This window comes from Clostridium sediminicola (genome assembly GCF_050402865.1).
In the GTDB taxonomy this organism is placed as follows: Bacteria; Bacillota; Clostridia; order Clostridiales; family Clostridiaceae; genus Clostridium_AF; species Clostridium_AF sediminicola.
In genome coordinates, this window is sequence record NZ_BAABMF010000007.1 from 15,637 (window position 1) to 37,369 (window position 21,733).

Consider the following 21,733-nt stretch of genomic DNA (forward strand, 5'->3'; position numbering starts at 1 on the left):
ATAATTTAAGCATAAAAAAAAGAGCTGTAATTCGCTCTATTTTAATTAGTATTTCTGACCATAATAAGCATCAACGCCATGTTTTCTTAAAAAATGTTTATCTAACATATAGTTTTCTATTTCTGTTTGTTCTTTATTTAAAGTTAAAGTCCTATATGCCATTTTTGCAACTTCTTCCATAACTACAGCATTATGGACAGCTACCATCGGATTTTTCCCCCATGCAAATGGTCCATGGTTATAAACTATAACCCCCGGAACTGCAACAGCATCCATTCCACTAAATCTTTCAACTATTACATTTCCAGTCTCTAATTCATATTCATTTTCAACTTCTTCTTTTGTCATTTTTCGAGTACAAGGTATTGTTCCATAAAAATAGTCGGCATGTGTGGTACCAAAACAAGGTATTTCCTTTCCTGCTTGTGCCCAACTTGTAACCCAAGGAGAGTGAGTATGTACAACTCCACCCAGTTCTGGGAAAGCTTTGTATAAAACAAGATGAGTTGGCGTGTCCGATGAGGGGTTCAGTTCACCTTCCACAACATTTCCTTCTAAATCTATAACTACCATATCGCTAGCTATCATATTATCATAAGAAACTCCACTTGGTTTAATTACAACCAATCCCTCTTCTCTATCAATCCCACTCACATTACCCCAAGTGTAAGTAATTAAACCTCTCTTTGGTAGTTCAAGATTTGCCTTTAGTACCTTTTCTTTTAATCCCTCTAACATGAGTTCCCTCCCTTTTAGTCTTAATTTACTTTTAAATTACACTATAAGATGAAACCGTCTCACACGTAAAGTAGCACATCCTACAGACCTTTAGGCCCCAACATAAATTTATCCCCTCCATTATAAAAAATTTGTGAGTGCAAATTGAATTTATAATGTTATGGAAAATATTTAGTCAAATTTTGATCTTAAAAAATTACATGCAAATTCTAATTCTTTTTTCCAATCAGAGTTTTCTTTATACCAAAACTCTCCTGTAAACATATTAACACCTGATTTTCTTAACTCTTTTATAACCCTTTCAAATTCAACATGACCAGTGCCAAATGGAACTTCTCTAAATATACCTGGGATAGTTTCTTTCAAATGTACAGCTACAACTTTTCCTATTCCTTTAGATATATCATCTATAACATTAGTGTTATACATCTTTGATGCGTTTGTGATATTACCTATATCTGGATAAACATTCAAATACGGTGAATTAATCTTTTCCACATATCTCATAGCTTTTTCAACAGTATTCATGAATTCCGTTTCCATTGTTTCAAAACCTAGAAGAACTCCTTTTTTTGCTGCATATTCTACACTTTCTTTTAAATTCATACCGAAACGTTCTATTGTTTCAGGTGAAGATTCTTCATAATAGACATCATACCCTGCTATTTGAATTATTCTAATCCCTATATCACTTGCAAAATCAATAGCTTTTCTCATTATTTCCATACCCTTATTGACTGTTGATTCAAAATTACTCCCTAATGGATATTTTCTATGTCCACTTAAGCACATTGTTTTTATAGGCATTTCCATTTTATACATTGCATCTACTAATTCTTTTTTATCATCATAACTCCAATAAAGTCTTTCTAGTTTCTCATCAGTTTCATCAATACTAATTTCCATAAAATCAAAACCCGCAGATTTTCCTGCTTTTAATTTTTCTTCTAACGAAAGATAATTTGGCATTGATTTCTCATATACACCCAATAGATATGTCATAAAAACCTCCATTAAATTAACAAGTCTTTAGAATTTTTTCCATAAACTATCCAAAACTTGAGAAGTTTCTTTATATAATTCAAATTTAGATTGATAGATTTTAACATTTTCCCTAATAGGTTCTACTCGCTGTTTAATTTTAACTAATTTATTAGCTGCATCTTTTAAGTTTTCAAATACTCCTGCTGCTACTCCTGCGGCCATGGCAGCTCCTAATGCCCCTAATTCCTTTGTTTCAATAATTTCAATAGGTAAATTGAGTACATCTGCAAATATTTGAACCCAAACTTTAGAATTTGCAGCTCCTCCAGCCAGTCTTACTGATTTAGGTTTTGAACGATTCATAAAGAGTTTTTCAATATGGATCTTATGACAAAAAACTACTCCCTCAAAAACTGAACGAGCTATTTGTTCTTTTGTATGGGAACTATCCATTCCAATAAAAGATGCTTTAGCCTGAGGATTGTAATTTGAACCAAAAATATAAGGTAAAAATATAATGTTCTGTTCATCAGGTTTAACAGATTCCACCATTCCATTAATTATTTCGTAAACACTTATTCCTCTTTTTTCAGCTAATGCTTTTTCTTCTTGCATAAATTTATTTAAGAACCATTCATTATTAGCAGCAGACGTAGGACTACATTCTTCTACCAGGTAGTAACCAGGAATACAATATAGTGAATTCATCATCACGGTTTTATTAAGAACTGGCTCCGTTGCAATATATTCATTGATACTCCATGTGCCTGCAATTACGCAAAGATTTTCTTCATCAGTTATATCCATAGCAATAGCACATGCATCAATATCAAACATTCCAGCGGCAACTGGTGTACCTATAGCAAGACCAGTTTTTTTACTAGTTTGAGGTGTAATATAACCTGATACCTCTGTTGAATATTTTAATGGAGGCAATTTGTCATATATATCTTCTAATCCAAAATCACACAATAGCTCTTTGTCATATTTTGCTTCTCTAATATTTACAAAGTTAGATCCTGAAATGTCAGTAATTTCAGCATTAGCCTCTCCTGTAAGTTTGAATCTGATATAATCCTTAACACCAAATATCCATTGCGTATTTTGAATAACTTCAGGTTCATTATCCTTTAACCAACTGACTAGAGATACTGGTTGGCACGCTAAAACTTTTTGACAAGTTTTTTCAAAAATTTTCTCAGCAGTACCATCCTTTTGCCATTTTTCCGGATACATATATGCCCTTGTATCAGTTGAAACAATACCTTTATATGCAGGTTTCTTATCTTTTCCCCATAAATAAAGGCCTTTTCCATGCCCTGAAAGTGATAATCCTAAAATCTCCCTTGGTTCTATTTTTGCATTTTCTATTGCTCTTTTTATGACTGAACAATTAACCTCCCATAAAACATCCATGTCTCGCTCTGTACGCCCTTCTCCAGGGGTAATTAACTCAACTTGTTCATATGCTGTAGCTACTGTATTTCCATCAATATCAAAAATAACTGCCTTTGTATTTGTCCCACCATTATCTAGACCTAATAAATATTTTCCCATTATAACCTCCCAATAAAGCTAGCTAAAGAAGTATCTATAATTTTTTATCCACCGCTTCAATTTCACAAAGTAATAATTTGCATATTACCTCATTGCCAGCAATAATAGATACATTTCTATCATCTCTAAAGTGAATTATATCTCCACCGGCTTCATGAACTAAAAGTATTCCTGCTGCAACATCCCAAGTCTTTACATCTACTTCCCAATATCCATCAAAATATCCTGCTGCAACATATGAAAGGTCAATAGCCGCTGCACCACATCTCCTGAAGCCTCTTATTTTAGGAATAATTTTCGATGCATAAGAAACATTATTCACTTCATTAATTGACCTATCGTAAGGAAACCCACTGGCTACAATTGATTCATTTAATTTATTTTTACATCCTACTTCTAATTTTCTTTCATTTAAAAATGCGCCTTCACCTTTTATTGCGGAGAATATTTCATCCATAACAGGTACATAAACAACTCCTAATACTGTTTCATTTTTATATTGGAGTGCTATAGAGATTCCAAACCAAGGTATCCCATTAGCATAGTTATTCGTACCATCAAGAGGATCAATAATCCAAAGGTAATCTGATTCATTTTCAAAAATCCCACTTTCTTCTGAAAGTATAGCATGTTCAGGATAAGTATTCTTAATATGATTTAGTATTATATCTTCTGAAAGCTTATCTACTTCTGTTACTAAGTCTATACAAGTGGACTTTGAATCAATTAAAAGAAATTTCTTTCTAAAGTTAGTAAGTTGAACACTGCCTACTTCTTTAGCAAGGGCTTTTATGTCAGACATCACTTTATATAAATTTTCCATGATTCGCCTCCTAACTTACAACTAATGATTTTTTAATTTCTTATACTATTTAACGCTGACATATTATCTTTTAAATTAACGTAAACTTTCTTATATTCTTCGAAAATTTCATCATATAGTTTTATATTTTCTGGATTAGGTTCTATTGTACTATCAAATTCTAACCATTCAGATATTATACTTGAATCTTCAAAAACTCCAGTGCCTAAGCCTGCTAATAAAGCATCTGCTAATGGTGCTTCAACGTCATTTTTTATGATTTTCACTGGTTTTCCTGTAACATCAGCAAAAATTTGTGGCCATTGCTTTGATTTGGATACTCCACCTACAAGAATAATTTCTTTGTCTAACTTCACACCCGTTCCATCTACCATTTCCATGTTATGACGTAATGAATAAGCTACGCCTTCCATAAATGCTTTATATAAGTGGCCCTTGTGATGAACTAAACTTAGGCCTAATATTGTTCCTCTTGCTTTACTATCCCATATTGGACTTCTTTCACCCATGAAGTAAGGAAGTAAAAGTAAACCTTCTGAACCTGCTGGTACATCTTTTGATTTTTCTTCTAACAATGCATAGGCATTAACTCCAGTTTCTTTCTCTTGAGCTAATTCTTCTCCTCCTAAAGCATCTCTAAACCATCTAACTACAGCTCCAGCAGTTGCTGCTCCACCAAATGTATAGATTTTATTTTTTGAATCTATTGTATGAGGCATACTTACTAGATTTTCAGAAAGATTGGGCTCTTCAGTTACAAAACCCCAACACATTGAAGTTCCTGTCATTGCAACATGATTTCCTTCATTAAAAGCTCCTGCACCTACTGTAGCTACTGGTGCATCAACACCTCCACAGATAATTGGAGTACCAACTTTTAATCCTGTTCTTTTAGCTGTTTCTTCAGTAATTCCTGCCACAATTTCAGTACACTCAACTAATCTTTCAGGGAAAAATTCAACTGGTACTCCTAATTTATCAAGCATATTAGCAGACCATTTTCTTTCCTTTAAATCATATACTCCACCAATATTTCCTGCTGAAGAATGATCTACTGCAACTTCTCCAGTTAGTTTATAAACTATGTATGATGCTGGCGGCAATAAGTATTTTATTTTGTCCCAAATATCAAGATTGTTTTTCATCCAAAGAATTTTTGTAAATCCAAAATATGAATTAACTGAATTACCTGTAACTTGGAATAATTCATCTAAATCAATATTTTCTTTAACCCATTTAACTTCTTCTTCTGCTCTACGATCCATCCATATTAAACATGGTGCTAAAGGATTCATTTCTTTATCAACTGGTATCCCAGAACCACCATACAAACTACTAATAGCTACACCTTTTATATCTTCTATGTTAACTTTTGATTGGTCAACTACTCCCTTTATTGTTGCAAAGGTTGCATCCACCCAAGGTTCAGGCCATTGTTGAGCCCATGAAGGTTTAGGTGTTTCAACATCATAACCTTTATAATTGTGTGCTAACACATCACCAGTATCATTTATTAGTACTGCTTTTGTTCCTTGTGTTCCAATATCTACACCAATTACATATTTCATATTCCCAGCTCCTTTTTTTAATACTATTTCTAATCTTTTTTGTACTTGTTATTATACCTACTAACTTATATTGACAGGTCATTTAAACTTTATGACCTGTCAATATAATCCTTATGGCTTTAATAATATCTTTTTATTTTTAGGATTTTCAGCTTTTTCAAATGCTTCTTTAAAATCTTTAAGATCGTACACAGCTGACACAATTCCTTCTGCACTAACTAATCCTCTTTCAAATAGGTCAATAGCAACAGGATATGTATATGGTGATAAATGAGAACCTCTTACATCTAATTCTTTTCTGTCCCCAATAACACTCCAGTCAGTAGTAGTTTCTTGTCCAAATACACTAAACTCTATAAATCTACCTAGTTTTCTAATCATTTGTAATCCTTGTTTAACTCCAACAGGTGATCCAGTAGCTTCAATATATACATCACAACCGTAACCTCCTGTAAGTTCTTTGACAATTTTCATTACATCTTCTTCTTTTGGATTTAATACTAAATCTGCTCCAAACTTTTTAGCAGTTGCTAATCTTTCATTATCTAAATCCAATACAATTAATTTCTTAGGAGTTTTTAATTTAATCAACTGAACCATACAAAGACCTAAAGTCCCTGCACCTGCCAATACTACTACATCTTCAAATTCTATATTTGCTCTTTGTATTGTATGAATCGCACATGCCATAGGCTCTAATATACTAGCTTCTTCAAAAGTTAATCTATCTGGAATTTTATAAATTTCAGAATTAGATCCAAATTTCATATATTCTGCCATTGATCCTTCAGCAACATCCTTTTGAAAACCATAAATGTTATGAACTTCACACATCCAATACTTACCACTTTTACAGAATCTACATTCTCCACATGGGTTAATTTGATCTGTTGTTACTCTATCTCCTATTTTTATATTATGTTTTTCAGCTGCACCTTCTCCTAATTCCACAACAATACCATAAAACTCATGACCAGGTATAACCGGTGCTTTTAGCCAAGGATTGTCTCCACCCCAGAACATATCAGATCCATGTGATGCTTTTAAATCACTTCCACAGATTCCTGCGTGACCAATTTTTACAACAACATCCCCAGCACCTGCTTTTGGTCTTTGAACCTCTTCTAATCTATAATCTCCAGGCGCATGAACTACTACCGCCTTCATCATTTCAGGTAATTTTTTCATAGTAAACCCTCCTCATATATTTTCAATTATTGTTTTTATATATTTTTAATAAACATTTATATCATTATTTATTTGAAACTTATTTTTTCTTTTTAGAACTAAAGTAGATTGCCAAAAGGATTATTAGCCCTTTAATAACTCTTTGGAAGTAAGGTGATACTCCCATAAGATTCAACCCATTACTTAAAACTCCTATTATTAGTGCACCTATTAAAGTTCCAACAATATGGCCACGTCCTCCTGCTATATCTGTTCCACCTAATACAACTGCTGCTATTGCATCTAATTCAAATCCTACACCAGCCATTGGTTGACCAGACATTAATCTTGAAGTCAATACCATTCCACTAATAGCTGCTGTAACAGAACTTATAACGTATGCCATGATTTTGTATTTTTTAACTTTAACACCTGATAAACGAACAGCTTCTTCATTGCCTCCAATAGCATATATATATCTTCCTATTGGTAGATGATTTAAAATCACATAAGCAATTGCGTAAATAATTAACATAATAATAACTGGCATTGGTATTACATTAAACAGATATCCGCGACCAATGAAAGAAAAAGATTTTGGTAAACCTGCTAAAGGATATCCTCCTGTGTATAAAAGAGCTAATCCTCTAGGAATTTCCATCATAGCAAGAGTAACAATTATTGGAGGCATCTTTGCATATGCTATCAATGTTCCATTTATCAAACCAATGATAGCACCTATTAAGATACCAACTAGTACTGCTACCGCAGGATGTAACCCTAGATTAACCATTGCACCTGCCATAATAGTTCCAGTAAATGCCATAACAGCTCCAACTGAAAGGTCTATACCTGATGTTAAAATTACAAAAGTCATACCTACTGCTAAAACTCCATTAATTGATACTTGTCTAACAATATTCATTAAATTATCAGGAGATAAAAATCTTCTAGATGATATTGCCATTAGTATACATAAAACAATAAAGCCAATAAAGGTAATTAATTCCTTTCTTAAACCAATTGTTGATTCTCTTTTTATAATACTCTTTTTCAATTGTTTATTATTTTTAGTTGATTCACTCATTAATTCCACCCCCGGTTGCATAATACATAATTCTTTCTTGACTTGCTTCCTCTCTAGAAAGTTCTCCTGCAATATTACCCTTATGCATAACTAATATCCTGTCACTCATGCCTAAAATTTCTGGAAGCTCAGATGATATCATAATTATAGAAATACCATTGTCAACCAGTTCTTTCATCAACTTGTATATTTCTGCTTTTGCTCCTACGTCAATCCCTCTAGTGGGTTCATCAAAAATTAGAATACCACTTTCAGTATTTAAACATTTTGCTATAACTACTTTTTGTTGATTACCACCACTTAAGTTTTTAACCCATTGCAAAGAACTTGGTGTCTTTATCTTTAAGCTTGATATATATTCATCAACTATATTTTTCTCTTTTATTTTATTTAGTAAACTATATTTATTTACAATCTTATTTATAGAACCTAAACTAATATTATTCCTAACAGATGCTTCTAAAACCAGTCCCTGGTTTTTTCTATCCTCTGGTATCAAAGCAATGCCATGATTTAGCGCTTCATAAGGAGATTTTATTCTAATATTTTTACCTTTAATTTCAATTACTTTTTCCTCTGCTTTATCTGCTCCAATTAATGCTCTAACGGTTTCAGTTCTTCCTGAACCTACCAAACCTGAAAGACCAAGAATTTCCCCTTTATGCAACTTAAACGATACTCCATTAACTTTTTTGTTTTTAAGGTTTTTGACTTCTAGAACAACTTCTTTATCAAATTTAGAACCCAAGCTTTTAGGGAATGTATCCTTCAATTCTCTACCTACCAGCATTCGAATAATATCTTGTTCAGTAACGTTTTCCATAGAATCTGTTCCAATCCATTTACCATCTCGTAAAACAGTCATTCTGTCAACAATCTGGAAAAGTTCGTCCATATGATGAGAAATAAATACCATAGTTACACCATTTTTTTGAAGATTCTTCATTAAATTAAAAAGATGCTTAACTTCTCCTTCTGTTAACGTAGCAGTTGGTTCATCTAATATCAATAGTTCCGCATTAACAGATATAGCTTTTGCTATTTCAATGAATTGTTGCTCCGCTACACTTAATTCTGATACTGTTTTATCCAAGTCAACTTCAACGTCAATTTTATTTAATAATTCTTTAGCCTTTTCTCTCATTAAATTCCTATTTAATAAACCATTCTTTTTTCTTAGCTCTCTTCCTAAAAATATATTATCTACGGAATTTAAGTATGGAATCAAACTAAACTCCTGATGTATTATTGCAATTCCTAATTCCTGAGCTTGTTTTGTGTTATCTAAATGGATTTCTTTGCCTTTAAAAAATATTTTCCCACTGGTAGGTTTATAAATTCCAGATAAAATCTTCATTAATGTGGATTTTCCAGCTCCGTTTTCACCTACAAGAGCATGAATTTCTCCACTAGTTAAATCTAAATTCACTTCATCTAATGCTTTTACTCCCGGAAACTCCTTAACTATATCCTGTAACTGTAGAATTTTATCCATCTTAACCTCCCTCTTCTTTTATATTATTTATTTAAGAGTGGCACTCTGTATATCCAGAGTGCCATTTTTTAATTATTATTCTTACCAACTAAATCCTTTAGCATTTTCACTTGTTAATAATTCAACATCTACTGGTACTTCAGCTGGAACATGAGCACCTAGGTATTTAGCTAATGCTATACCAAAACCAATTCTAACTTGATCACGAGGATATTGAGCTACTGTAGCTTTGAATATTTTCCCATCCAACACTGCTTCAACTGCTTCTGGATGACCATCTACACTATAAAGAGCAACGTCTTTTCCCGCACCCTCAATAGCTGCTAAAGATCCTAAAGCACCAGTATCATTAACACTAAATATAGCATCTAAATCTTGATTAGCTTGTAACATGTTTTCTGTTACAGCCATAGCTGCACTACGTTCTTGTTTACCATTTTGGTTGTCAACGATTTCAATATCAGCATATTCTTTCATAGCAGCTTCAAAACCTCTTACTCTTTCAAGTATAGGAACTACTGGAATACCATTTAGAATCGCAACTTTACCCTTTCCACTTAAATCTTTTGCCATTTGTTGTCCTGCTAAGTAACCTGCATCATAGTTTTTAGAACCTACAAAAGAATCAATAGGACCATTTGCTTGTGCATCAATAGCAACAACAATAACTCCTGATTTTTGAGCTTCAACAACAGCCGCTTCAACACCAACACTATCAGTTGGGTTTAATAATAAAATCTTAACACCCTTTTGAATCATATCTTCTATATCGCTAATTTGTTTACTTACATCATGACGAGCATCTGTTATAATAAGTTCAGCTCCTATTAAATCTGTTGCTTCTTCTATTGCTTCTTTCATTGTAATGAAATAAGGATTATCCATTTCCTGGAAAGACATGCCAACGATTATTCCTTCAGTTTTTTCAGCATTAGCGTCAGTTACATTTCCTGCATTTGAATTATTTTTAGTTGCGCACCCTGTAAATGCTAAAGTTAACACCATTAATAAAGCTAATATTTTTTTCATAAAAACCCTCCTAAAATTAAATTATTTACAAAACTAATATTTATAGACTTTTGAATTGATTAATCCTTAATTCATTACACCTCCTCATATTAAGCCATCATTTAAGCACATTTTATTTTAGAAATAATTATCACAAAAAATAAGTGCCTCGTAAATACACGCAAAGGCATAAAAACCTTAAACATGTTCTTACGAGGCACCATAACCTCAAGAACCCTGAATCTATCATAAACTCAGAATTCTAAATATTAAATTATCACAATCTCATCCACAACCAATATAGTCACTTTGTACCAATCATAAGCACAACACTAACTATTTAATAATCAGTTTAAATCACTGTTAAGAAATTTTGCGACCAACTTTTAGGTTATTCTCTATTCTAAATATGTAATACAACAAAAATAGAAATAGATTTTTATAATATTATTTTCAAATTTAACCGTATACATCCGACAAATTACAAAACATCTTGTACACATTTAAAGTATATTACTATCATAATTAAATGTCAAGTACAAATTAATTTAATTACTTAAAATTTCACTAGCCTTTATTATTTCCTTAGCTATGTCAATCATTTTTTTATTCTTATCTCTACTCATTTTTTGCAATCGCTTCATTGCATCATCTTCTCTTAAACTAAATCTATCCATTAAAATTCCTTTAGCTTTCTCTATATATTTACGCCGTTTAAGTGCATTTTGAGTATCGTTAAGCTCACTCTTTATTTTTTCAAATTCCTCATATTTTGACATAGTAATTTCAATAGCAACTTTTAAATCTTGGATATCTATAGGCTTGATTAAATAATTAAACACTCCTTGTTTTGATGCTTTTTCAATTAGTTCTCTATCATGATATCCACTTACAATTATACTTGGAATAATCAATTGTTCATTAAGCTTTTTAATTGCTTCAATTCCATCTAAAAGTGGCATATTAATATCAGTTATTATTAAATCTGGTTTGTTTTTTCTTGCAATTTCTACAAGTTCATTACCATCGATAGCCTCACCGATAACTTCATGACCAAGTTGTTTTAAATTAGCAGATAAACCCATTAGACATAAATATTCATCTTCAGCTATCAAAATTCTTAATGGTTTTTCCACAAACGTCCCCCCCTAAATATTAATTATATTTCTTATATGTCACAAAAACCTTATCATTCATCAACTTTATTTCTACTTTCGTACCTTTTTCTAATGGAATAAACTCTATACTCCCTTTAAATTCGTATTTTGCAATTGATGAGACAATAGATACACCTAAACTATCCATATTATTTTTTTCAAAATCTTTTGGTAATCCAACCCCATTATCTTCCACTGATAATAAAACAACATCTTTTAGACGTTTACATCTCACAGCAATAATTCCCTTGCTCTCACCAATAAAAGCATGTTTCAAACAATTACTAATTAATTCGTTTATTATTAAAGCAATTGAAGTAGCTTTATTATAAGGTATAAATATATCATCTAACTCTAAACATATATCTAACTCTACATTCATAGATTTAAAAAAACTTGAAATTCTTACTACTATATCCTTTATATTTATAATACTTCTCCCTAATTTATCTGTAGCCAAAAGATCATGAACCGCAGCAATACTCTTTATGCGTGAAATAATATTATCAAGAATATTATCTAACTCATAACTTTTTTCTTTCTCTCCTACTTTCTTCTGCAAAGCTATAAGATTAACAATCGATTGAAGATTGTTTTTAATTCTATGATGACTCTCTTGAAGCAAAGCTGACCTACCCATCAACCTTGTATCTTCAATTGCAATTGCAGCATGCCGTACAAAAGCAGATAAGTATTTCGCTTCATCTCTGGAATGAGCATATAGTCTTTCGTAGTATATTTGAATAATTCCAGTTACACGAGATCTTATCAAAACAGGAACACAAATGATTGTCTTGACTTTATTGTTTAATTCAAAAATTGAGAGATAATCTTTTTCACGTTTATTTGAATAATATAAATCATTTTTATGAACTACATTCAGAATAAATTCTTCTTTTAACTTGGCTTGTAATTCCTCTTTAATTTTAAATTCCAAAGTATCTATAATAGTATTAGTACTCTCATCTATTAAATGAATAGTACAGCCATCCGCATTCATAAATTTAATAACTTGTTTAGATAATAATAGCAATACATCTTTTAACTCATATTCGGAAGTCAAAAATTCAGCAGCTCTAAATACTGCATCTAAAACTTCTTCACTCTCATAATCTATTTTTGTTTCACTTTTTTTATAATTAAATTTTCCTAAAAGATTTAATACTTCCTGAGGATTCTTTTTTGCTTCATCTGCTATAAAAGTTTTTTTCACTACACCTTCTGATAAAATAGAAATTCTGTCCCCAACTTTTAAAGCTTCTTCCCATTGTTTTGTGACATATAAAATACTTTTGCCTTCATTTTTACATTTATCAATAAGTTGGTATAACTTTTGAACATACTCTGAACTCAGATCTTCAGTAGGGTTGTACATAATTATAAGTTCTGGATTATTGTAAAATATTTTTGCTATGTAAACTATTTTTTTTTGCTCACTTGATAATTTTGAGACTTTTTGCTTATAATTGACACTAAAATTTAAGTCTTCTAATATTCTCATTGCATTTTCTTTAGATCTTTTCCAATTAATAAAAGGAAAAGGTCTTTTTTTAGGAAAATAATTCAACACTATATTTTCGTAAACTGATAGTGTATCTACTAATGTAGACTCCTGAAATAAAAATGAGATATCTTTATTGGTATTAATTTGATTCATATCTAAATTTTCTTCTTTAAATATTACTTTACCTAATACATCCTTTTCTTCTCCCGAGATAGATTTAATAAATGTTCTTGTAATAGAATCATTGCTCCCTACCAACGCGTGTACTTCACTAGATTTTATGTTTAGATTTAAACCTTTTAGATTATCTCCTACCAAATTAACACTTTTTAGATTTTCAATTTTGAAAATAAAGTCTCCCAAAGCAAACACCTTCACTCTTATAATTTACAATTTTTAATAACAATACTAAACATATACACCATATTTATATGTCCTTTACTTTATTTGAAGTATAATATACTTTTAATTCCAAGTCAATATCTCCCTTACTACGATATTCCATAAAACTACATTATAATAAAAATAATTATCCAATTATACTTTACACTTATAATAATAAATTTATAAATTCTTTTAACATAAAAAATCTAAAATAGATAATACCAAATATCTTTAATACTAAAGCTTTTAATACTTTATTAATATTAGCATTATCTATTTTATTCAGAGAAAATTAACTTTTTATTCCATATCTTTATTTTAAATCTATAATATTGGCGATAACAACCGAGCAATAGACTCTTTAAACTGTATTCTTTTACTCCTTTTATCATATAAATTTTTTGTGATTTCTTCTGATTCCTTTATATCTTCATTGAATATTTTTTCAATTTCTCCTGCAACATTATGATCATAAATAAAAGCATTAACTTCAAAGTTCAATTTGTAGCTTCTTATGTCCATATTTGCTGTTCCTACAGATGCAATTTCCCCATCAACCACTATAGTTTTAGCATGTAGAAATCCTTTATTATATTTATAACTTCGAACCCCTGATTTTATTAAATCACCTACATAAGAATATGTTGCCCAATATACAAAAGGATGATCAGGCATATTAGGAATCATTATTTTTACATCAACGCCTGACAAAGCTGCTATTCTTAAAGATTCTAAAATACTATCATCAGGAACAAAGTATGGTGATTGAATATATATTCTCTTTTTAGCCGACTGAATCATTTTCAAATAACCATTTTTAATTTCTTGTTCTTCAGCATCAGGTCCACTAGTTACTATCTGAATACCTGTAGTTCCACAATCTGCTTTGATAGGAAAATACTTTTTGTGAAAATGAATCTCTTCTTCTGATGCATATCTCCAATCAAGTAAGAATCTCTTTTGTAGACTATCAACTGCGTCACCACAAATTCTTAAATGAGTATCTCTCCAATATCCAAATATTTTACTACGTCCTAAATACTCATCACCAATATTAAGACCACCTACATAGCCGATTTTACCATCAATCACAGCAATCTTCCTATGATTTCTATAGTTTACACGAATGTTAAAGTGCGGTATTTTGGAAGGGAAAAAAATTGCAACCTTCCCTCCAGCTTTTTTTAATTCATCAAAAAAATGCTTTGGAATTGTTCTACCACCCATAGCATCATAAAGAAGTCGTACCTTAATCCCCTTCTTAGCCTTTATAATCAGCTCCTCTAAAATTTCATTTCCAATCTTATCAGGCTTATATATATAGTAACCTATATGAATATGATGCTTAGCTCCTCTAATATCTTCAATAAGTTGGGTAAATTTATCATTTCCATTAGTATATATTTTAACACCGTTATTTTGTGTATACAAAGAATTACTATATCTATAATTCATTCTAACCATATCAATATATCTATCAACTTTTGAGTCATTTATCGTAAGCTTTGCTTGAATCAACTCTTCATTCTGCAATAGAAGTTTTTTGTGCAAAGCATCTTCTTCACTTTTTAAATCAAACATTTTTTTCCTATGAAAGTTTTGCCCTAATAATAAGTACAAAAAGAAACCAATTCCTGGCAAAATAAACAATACTACTAACCAAGCCCATGTTGATGTTGGATTTCTTCTTTCAATAAAAATTAACAATATTGCAAGTAACATATTTACAATAAATAGAGTCACAAGAGCAAAATTAAATAAATTCATATAATAACTCCTCTCTATATTGATAAACTATTTAAATTATTCCCCATTAACAAAACTTTTTATAACTGCTTCATGAACATTCAACTTTTTCAATTCTTCTATTAACGGCGTATTATCATGTTTCAACTCAACAATTTCTGCTGAAACTTTATCATCTATATTTATTAACGCATATGTAATATTATGACTTCCAATTTTAGGTTTACCTACGCTTCCATCATTAATCAAAAGTTTTGTACCAAACTCTTTTATAAAAGGTAAATGCGTATGTGCACAAACTAAAACATCACCATCAAAACTCTCCATTATTTCTTTTGTATCCTCTCCATCCTCGAACAAGTATTGATTCACTTTAGTTGGACTCCCATGCACAATCTTAATTACTTTGTTATTTACAGTTAAAGTTAAACTCTCCGGAAGTCTTTTTAATAATTTTTTATTCTTCTCAGTAACTTTTTCAACACTCCAAGGTAATGCGAAATTTCTATTGAAATCAGAATCTTTTATATACTTTACATCATTTGAAGCAACTGCTCTATCATAATTACCACCTATTAACAAAACATTTTTTGAACTTATATATTCAATCACTTCATTTTGGTAAGGACCATAGCCTACTAAATCACCAGCACATATAATATTCTCAACATCTCTTTTCTCAATATCTTCTAAAACCTTTTTTAATGCTTCTAAATTCCCGTGAATATCTGAAATTACTGCTATTTTCATTTAATTACTCCTCCTAATCGAACATAAACACTTAAATAATAAAATCTCTTTTATAATAATACCATTTACATAAAAATGTATCAATTAATAAATTCCTATACATAAATAAAGACACCAGCTCTAAACTAGTGTCTGTAAAAATCTATTCACTTATAACTTTAGGAATATCTCCTGCATTTCTTTCCTCAATATATATCTTCATTTCAGAACCGAAGTTATTCTTAATTTCTTCAATTTTTTCATTTGCTTCTTCAATCCTTTCAAATGTTCCTGCTTCAACAAGGAATGTTCCATCTTTATCTTTTATTATTCTTGATGATTCTACTCCAAACATTTCTTCCATAATACCAATCTGCTCTCCATTTGGATATGATGCACTTCTTACTGAGTATATAATTTTTTCAGTAATTTGGTCAGCTTCAGTTAAATTCACAATGATTTGCGCTGGGTCCTTATACTCTTGAACCTCAACTTTTACAGGTCCATTAAGTGTAACATTAAATCGTACCATAGAATCATCCATAGTTATTATTTTATAAACATCAGATACAAATTTATTTTCTTTTAAAGAATCAAAATACTTTTCTGCAGATAAACCTCTAGCTCCACTAATTGTAAATGTCAATGAATATGGATACTCATTATATTCTACATCAAAGTGAGGCGCAATATCTGCAATAATATTATCATTTGAAATTCCAATAACAATTGATTCTCCTTTACCATTTTCCTTTATATCTATAGAATCTACATCTGCTCCATCTGTAATTTTTCCCCCTGTAACACTTTCCTTATCAATCTGTACAATTTTAACCAACTCACCAATAACAGGAATATCAATTATTGAATTTGCGAAAGCCGGTATTGTATTTACACTTAAAGTAAAAGCAACGAATACTGCTGCAGTTGACGCTGCCCCTTTAAACCATTTACTCTTAGAATTTTTCTTTTTCATTTCATTTCTTCCCTTCATAATACCTTTATTTATAAAATCATCTAATTCATTTGGAATTTCTATATTATCATAATCATTTTTTAAATCTTTCATATTTTTACTCAAAATTTTCAGCCTCCTTAAGATTTAATTTCAACTTATTCAGTGCCCGATATAAACGACTTTTAACAGTACTCAGCGGCAGATTCAATATCTGAGAAATATCCTCTAAGGTTCTATCTTCAAAGAATTTCAATAATACAATAGTTTTATACTTATCATCCAAACTATTAATAGCTGTATGTAAATCCATCGAATCTTCAATTTCTTTTAAATCATCACTTCCAGCATCATTAGTATATTCATCAATATATACAATTTTTTTAGATTTTTTTATACTGTTTAATGCAGAATTTATTACAATTCTAGTTAACCACGTGGTAAAAAATTCAGGATTCTTTAATTTTTTTATAGAAATATAGGCTTTGTATACTGCATCTTGAACTACATCTAATGCCTCATCTTTGTCATTTACATAACTATATGCCATTCTATAAATTTTTTCTTTATTATCTTCTATGAGCTCACAAAAACTTTTTTCATCACCATTAATGGCTTTAATTACTTTTTTATTCAGAATTACCCCTCCTTACAAGTGGACTAAGCCTTACTCCACCCTGATATCAATTTAATGGATCCATCATTATTTGTTTTTATCATTTACACTTATTAGACAAATTATATACTATAAATAGTTTCAATGTTTTTTATTTATTTTAATAATTTTGAAATAATAAAATATCAACTAAAATTTCTAGATAAAACACACTTTTAAATGGTATTATATAATAGATAAACATTACGAAAACTTAATTTATACATGTCCAAAATCTCAGGCATTAATGAATTTTGGACTTGTATAAATTTATAGTTGAAGTTGTTTATCTCTATAGATATAGAGAATCCTATGTTAAACTTAATTTATACTTGTATCAAAATCTCGACGTATCAACGAGTTTTGGACACGTATAAATTAATAGTTTAACTGGAATCTCTACAATAAATAGACATTATGCAACATGAAAGGAATGTATATGAATTTATTAACTATTGAAAATATAAGCAAAAGCTATAGCGAAAAAGTTTTATTGAATAACATCTCCCTAGGAATTGAAGATGGTGACAAAATTGGTTTAATTGGAATTAACGGCACAGGTAAATCTACTTTTCTAAAAATAGTAGCTGGTTTAGAATATGAAGATAGCGGCAAAATCACTAAGGGTAACAATATTAGAATTGAATATCTTTCACAAAATCCATTTATGGATAATAACGCAACTGTCTTAGAACAGGTTTTCAAAGGTGATTCTTCTTTGATGGTTTTACTAAGAGAATATGAAACTGTATTAGAAAAATTAAATTTAGATCCTCTGAATGCCAAATTTCAAAATCAATTAACAAATTTAAACCTAAAAATGGATGCTGCAAATGCATGGAAAGTAGAAAATGAAGCAAAAACTATCCTTACAAAATTAGGCGTTTCAAATTTTGAAGCTAAAATTGGCACTCTATCAGGTGGTCAGAAAAAGCGTATTGCGCTAGCTTCTACATTAATATCACCTGCAGATCTTTTAATACTTGACGAGCCTACAAACCATTTAGATAATGATACTATTGAATGGCTTGAAAAATTGTTGAATAATCGTAAAGGCGCGCTATTAATGATAACACATGATAGATATTTTCTAGATAGAATAACAAACAAGATTATTGAATTAGATAAAGGTAATCTATACAGTTACAAAGGTAATTATTCAGTATTTCTTCAAAAAAAAGCTGAAAGATTAGAGCTTGAAGCTGCAAATGAAAGTAAAAGACAAAATCTATATAGAAGAGAATTAGCTTGGATAAAAAGAGGTGCAAAAGCAAGAACAACTAAACAAAAGGCTAGAATAGATAGATTCGAAAAAATAAAAGACTCCAAAGTTGATATTAACGAAGAAAAAGTACAAATTTCTTCAGCTAGCAGCAGATTGGGTAAAAAAATTATTGAAATCGAGAATTTAAGTAAAAGTTATGATGATCTCAAACTGATTGATGATTTTAGTTATATTTTACTTAGAGATGACAGAATAGGTATCGTCGGTGCTAATGGTATAGGTAAGTCTACATTGATGAATTTAATTTATGGAAAAACCTCTCCTGATACTGGCATGATAGACATAGGTGAAACTGTAAAAATCGGTTATTATTCTCAAGAAACTTCACATATGGATGAAACCTTACGTGTAATTGAATATATTAAAGAAATTGCAGAATTCATAACAACTGCTGATGGAAGCAAAATAAGTGCTTCTCAAATGCTTGAAAGATTTTTATTTCCACCTTCAGCTCAATGGACATATATCGGTAAACTTTCTGGTGGTGAAAAACGAAGACTTTATTTATTAAAAGTTCTAATGGATGCTCCTAATGTTTTATTTTTAGATGAACCTACAAATGACTTGGATATCGAAACTCTAACTATCTTAGAAGATTACCTTGATAATTTTCACGGACCTATAATAGCAGTTTCACATGATAGATATTTTCTTGATAGAATCGCTAACAAAATATTTTCTTTTGAGGGAAATGGGAAAATCACGAAGTATATAGGTGATTACTCAAATTATTGTGAAATTTCTAAAGAAAATAATGAAGCTAAACTCAAAACTGAGTCTTCTGAAAAAACTAGTATAAGAAAAAATAATGAAAATAAAAAAGAAAAGCCTTTAAAATTTTCTTATAATGAAAGAAGAGAATTTGAAGAAATAGATTCTATAATCGAAACCATCGAAAACTCTTTGGTTGAAGTAGAAGAGAAGATAAATGGTGCTGGAAGTAACTACGGACTTTTACAAGAACTCTTGTCTGAAAAAGAAAAACACGAGAAAGAATTAGAAGAAAAAATGGATAGATGGGCTTATTTAAATGAATTGAATGAGAAAATAAATGAAGCAAAAAATTAGTTAACAGCTCACAGTTGACAGTAAAGGATACCTTTCACTTTGTGGAAGCTTTAAATCATCCTTTACTGTCAACTGTCACCTGAGCACTGTCAACTAACTAATTATTTATAGTTTTTTACTGTTTCTAAGTATTCATCATAAGTCATTCTCTTATCAATATATCCATCATTAGTTAATTCTATAACTCTATTAGCTATAGTTTGTATAAACTGATGGTCATGAGAAGCAAATAGAAGGTTACTTTTATAATCAACTAAACCATTATTAACAGCTGTAATTGATTCTAAATCTAAATGGTTAGTTGGTTGATCTAATATCAATACATTAGCAGTACTTAGCATCATTCTAGATAACATACATCTTACCTTTTCTCCACCTGAAAGTACATTTACTTTTTTAAGAGCTTCTTCCCCAGAGAAAAGCATTCTTCCTAAGAAACCTCTTAAATAGCTTTCAGTTTTCTCATCAGAGTACTGACGTAACCACTCAACTAAAGTCAAATCTACATTTTCAAAATATTCATTATTATCTTTCGGGAAATAAGCTTTTGTAATAGTTGTTCCCCATTTGAATTCACCACTATCTGCTTCTAATTCACCTGTTATAATTTTAAACAAAGTTGTCACAGCATTTGGGTTTTCCGCAGTAAAAACAATTTTATCATCCTTTGAAACTATAAAACTTACATTATTTAAGATTTTTTCTCCATCTATTGTTTTAGTTAATCCTTCAACTTCTAAAATTATATTACCAACTTCTCTTTCTGGTTTGAAACCAACAAAAGGATATTTTCTTGTTGAAGGTTGAATATCATCTAAAGATATTTTATCTAATGATTTTTTACGTGATGTAGCCTGTTTTGATTTAGAAGCATTAGCACTAAATCTAGCTATAAAGTTTTGCAATTCTTTTATTTTTTCTTCTTTTTTCTTATTTTGGTCTTTCATCATTTTCAGCATTAGTTGGCTAGATTCATACCAGAAGTCGTAGTTACCAACATAAAGTTTTATTTTACCAAAGTCCACATCTGCCATATGAGTACAAACCTTATTCAAGAAATGTCTATCATGGGATACAACAATCACTGTTCCTTCAAAATTTATTAAAAACTCTTCAAGCCAGTTAATAGATTGAATATCTAAATGGTTAGTAGGCTCGTCCAGAATTAATACTCCTGGATCACCAAATAAAGCTTGCGCTAATAATACTTTGATTTTTTCAGCATCTGTAATATCAGACATTTGCTTCTCGTGCAAATCTTTAGATATACCAAGGCCCTGTAACAATGATGCTGCTTCAGATTCAGCTTCCCAACCGTTTAATTCTGCAAATTCGCCTTCTAATTCAGAAGCTTTTATTCCATCTTCATCAGAAAAATCTGGTTTTGCATAAAGTTCATCTTTTTCTTTCATGATTTGGTACAACCTGGCATTTCCCATAATTACAGTTTCTATAACTCTAAACTCATCATATTCAAAGTGGTTCTGTTTCAAAACTGACATTCGAATTCCATTAGCAATTGAAACTTCACCAGTATTAGGTTCTATTTCTCCAGATAGAATCTTTAAAAAAGTACTTTTTCCCGCTCCATTAGCACCTATTACACCATAACAATTTCCCGGAGTGAATTTTAAATTTACATCTTCAAATAGTTTTCGTGCCCCATATCTGAGACTTATATTTGTTACATTAATCACTGAACTACCATCCTCTACTAGTTTTATATATTCAATGCACAATTATTAATTCATAATGCACAATTGATGACACCTTTCTATTATATAGAAAGCTTTTAATTTAAGTAAAAGCTAAAATAATTATTT

Annotated in this window: 17 protein-coding genes; 1 reads left to right on the top strand and 16 read right to left on the bottom strand. The window is 30.5% G+C overall.

Going from position 1 to position 21,733, the window contains the following annotated elements; all coding sequences use genetic code 11:
* Positions 1-45: 45 nt before the first annotated feature.
* The 15 genes from araD to ACQ3F0_RS12980 all read right to left on the bottom strand — a co-directional run bounded on the left by araD (position 46) and on the right by ACQ3F0_RS12980 (position 17,542).
* A complete protein-coding gene (araD, locus tag ACQ3F0_RS12910; RefSeq protein ID WP_428865696.1) occupies positions 46-738 on the bottom strand; it encodes an L-ribulose-5-phosphate 4-epimerase in 693 nt (230 codons plus the stop codon).
* Positions 739-909: 171 nt separating this feature from the next.
* Positions 910-1,740: an L-ribulose-5-phosphate 3-epimerase gene (locus ACQ3F0_RS12915; RefSeq protein ID WP_428865697.1), complete on the bottom strand. Its 831-nt coding sequence runs from the start codon at positions 1,738-1,740 to the stop codon at positions 910-912.
* Positions 1,741-1,767: 27 nt separating this feature from the next.
* Positions 1,768-3,279 carry an FGGY-family carbohydrate kinase gene (locus tag ACQ3F0_RS12920; RefSeq protein WP_428865698.1) on the bottom strand — a complete coding sequence of 504 codons (1,512 nt, stop codon included), beginning with the start codon at positions 3,277-3,279 and terminating at the stop codon, positions 1,768-1,770.
* A gap of 34 nt (positions 3,280-3,313) precedes the next feature.
* On the bottom strand, positions 3,314-4,102 hold the full coding sequence (locus ACQ3F0_RS12925; protein WP_428865699.1) for an inositol monophosphatase family protein: 789 nt from the start codon (positions 4,100-4,102) through the stop codon (positions 3,314-3,316).
* Positions 4,103-4,134: 32 nt separating this feature from the next.
* Positions 4,135-5,670, bottom strand: a complete 1,536-nt coding sequence (locus ACQ3F0_RS12930) for an FGGY-family carbohydrate kinase (protein WP_428865700.1) — start codon at positions 5,668-5,670, stop codon at positions 4,135-4,137.
* 111 nt (positions 5,671-5,781) lie between these two features.
* Positions 5,782-6,858 carry an alcohol dehydrogenase catalytic domain-containing protein gene (locus tag ACQ3F0_RS12935; RefSeq protein ID WP_428865701.1) on the bottom strand — a complete coding sequence of 359 codons (1,077 nt, stop codon included), beginning with the start codon at positions 6,856-6,858 and terminating at the stop codon, positions 5,782-5,784.
* A 79-nt stretch (positions 6,859-6,937) separates the two neighbouring features.
* The gene (locus tag ACQ3F0_RS12940) at positions 6,938-7,924 is read right to left on the bottom strand and encodes an ABC transporter permease (RefSeq protein ID WP_428865702.1); all 987 of its coding nucleotides are present in this window, start codon (positions 7,922-7,924) and stop codon (positions 6,938-6,940) included.
* The gene (locus tag ACQ3F0_RS12945) at positions 7,917-9,419 is read right to left on the bottom strand and encodes a sugar ABC transporter ATP-binding protein (protein WP_428865703.1); all 1,503 of its coding nucleotides are present in this window, start codon (positions 9,417-9,419) and stop codon (positions 7,917-7,919) included. Before ACQ3F0_RS12945 ends, ACQ3F0_RS12940 begins: the two co-directional genes overlap by 8 nt.
* Positions 9,420-9,500: 81 nt before the next feature.
* Positions 9,501-10,448, bottom strand: a complete 948-nt coding sequence (locus ACQ3F0_RS12950; RefSeq protein ID WP_428865704.1) for an ABC transporter substrate-binding protein — start codon at positions 10,446-10,448, stop codon at positions 9,501-9,503.
* A 527-nt stretch (positions 10,449-10,975) separates the two neighbouring features.
* Complete coding sequence (locus ACQ3F0_RS12955; RefSeq protein WP_428865705.1) at positions 10,976-11,563, bottom strand: ANTAR domain-containing response regulator; 588 nt, start codon at positions 11,561-11,563, stop codon at positions 10,976-10,978.
* Positions 11,564-11,582: 19 nt separating this feature from the next.
* Complete coding sequence (locus ACQ3F0_RS12960; RefSeq protein ID WP_428865706.1) at positions 11,583-13,451, bottom strand: ATP-binding cassette domain-containing protein; 1,869 nt, start codon at positions 13,449-13,451, stop codon at positions 11,583-11,585.
* Between the two features lie 345 nt (positions 13,452-13,796).
* The gene (cls, locus tag ACQ3F0_RS12965; protein ID WP_428865707.1) at positions 13,797-15,239 is read right to left on the bottom strand and encodes a cardiolipin synthase; all 1,443 of its coding nucleotides are present in this window, start codon (positions 15,237-15,239) and stop codon (positions 13,797-13,799) included.
* Between the two features lie 36 nt (positions 15,240-15,275).
* Complete coding sequence (locus ACQ3F0_RS12970) at positions 15,276-15,968, bottom strand: metallophosphoesterase family protein (protein ID WP_428865708.1); 693 nt, start codon at positions 15,966-15,968, stop codon at positions 15,276-15,278.
* Between the two features lie 142 nt (positions 15,969-16,110).
* Positions 16,111-17,028 (bottom strand): DUF4179 domain-containing protein, encoded by a 918-nt coding sequence (locus tag ACQ3F0_RS12975; protein WP_428865709.1) that lies wholly within the window; start codon positions 17,026-17,028, stop codon positions 16,111-16,113.
* Positions 17,021-17,542, bottom strand: coding sequence for a sigma-70 family RNA polymerase sigma factor (locus tag ACQ3F0_RS12980; RefSeq protein WP_428865890.1), 522 nt, complete (start codon positions 17,540-17,542; stop codon positions 17,021-17,023). The genes ACQ3F0_RS12975 and ACQ3F0_RS12980 overlap by 8 nt, the downstream gene beginning before the upstream one ends.
* 454 nt (positions 17,543-17,996) lie before the next feature.
* On the opposite strand from ACQ3F0_RS12980, the gene ACQ3F0_RS12985 reads away from it, so the two are divergent.
* A complete protein-coding gene (locus ACQ3F0_RS12985) occupies positions 17,997-19,910 on the top strand; it encodes an ABC-F family ATP-binding cassette domain-containing protein (RefSeq protein ID WP_428865710.1) in 1,914 nt (637 codons plus the stop codon).
* A 101-nt stretch (positions 19,911-20,011) separates the two neighbouring features.
* Here the strand turns inward: ACQ3F0_RS12985 and ACQ3F0_RS12990 are convergent, their stop codons facing one another.
* Positions 20,012-21,607, bottom strand: a complete 1,596-nt coding sequence (locus tag ACQ3F0_RS12990) for an ABC-F family ATP-binding cassette domain-containing protein (RefSeq protein ID WP_428865711.1) — start codon at positions 21,605-21,607, stop codon at positions 20,012-20,014.
* Positions 21,608-21,733: the final 126 nt, after the last annotated feature.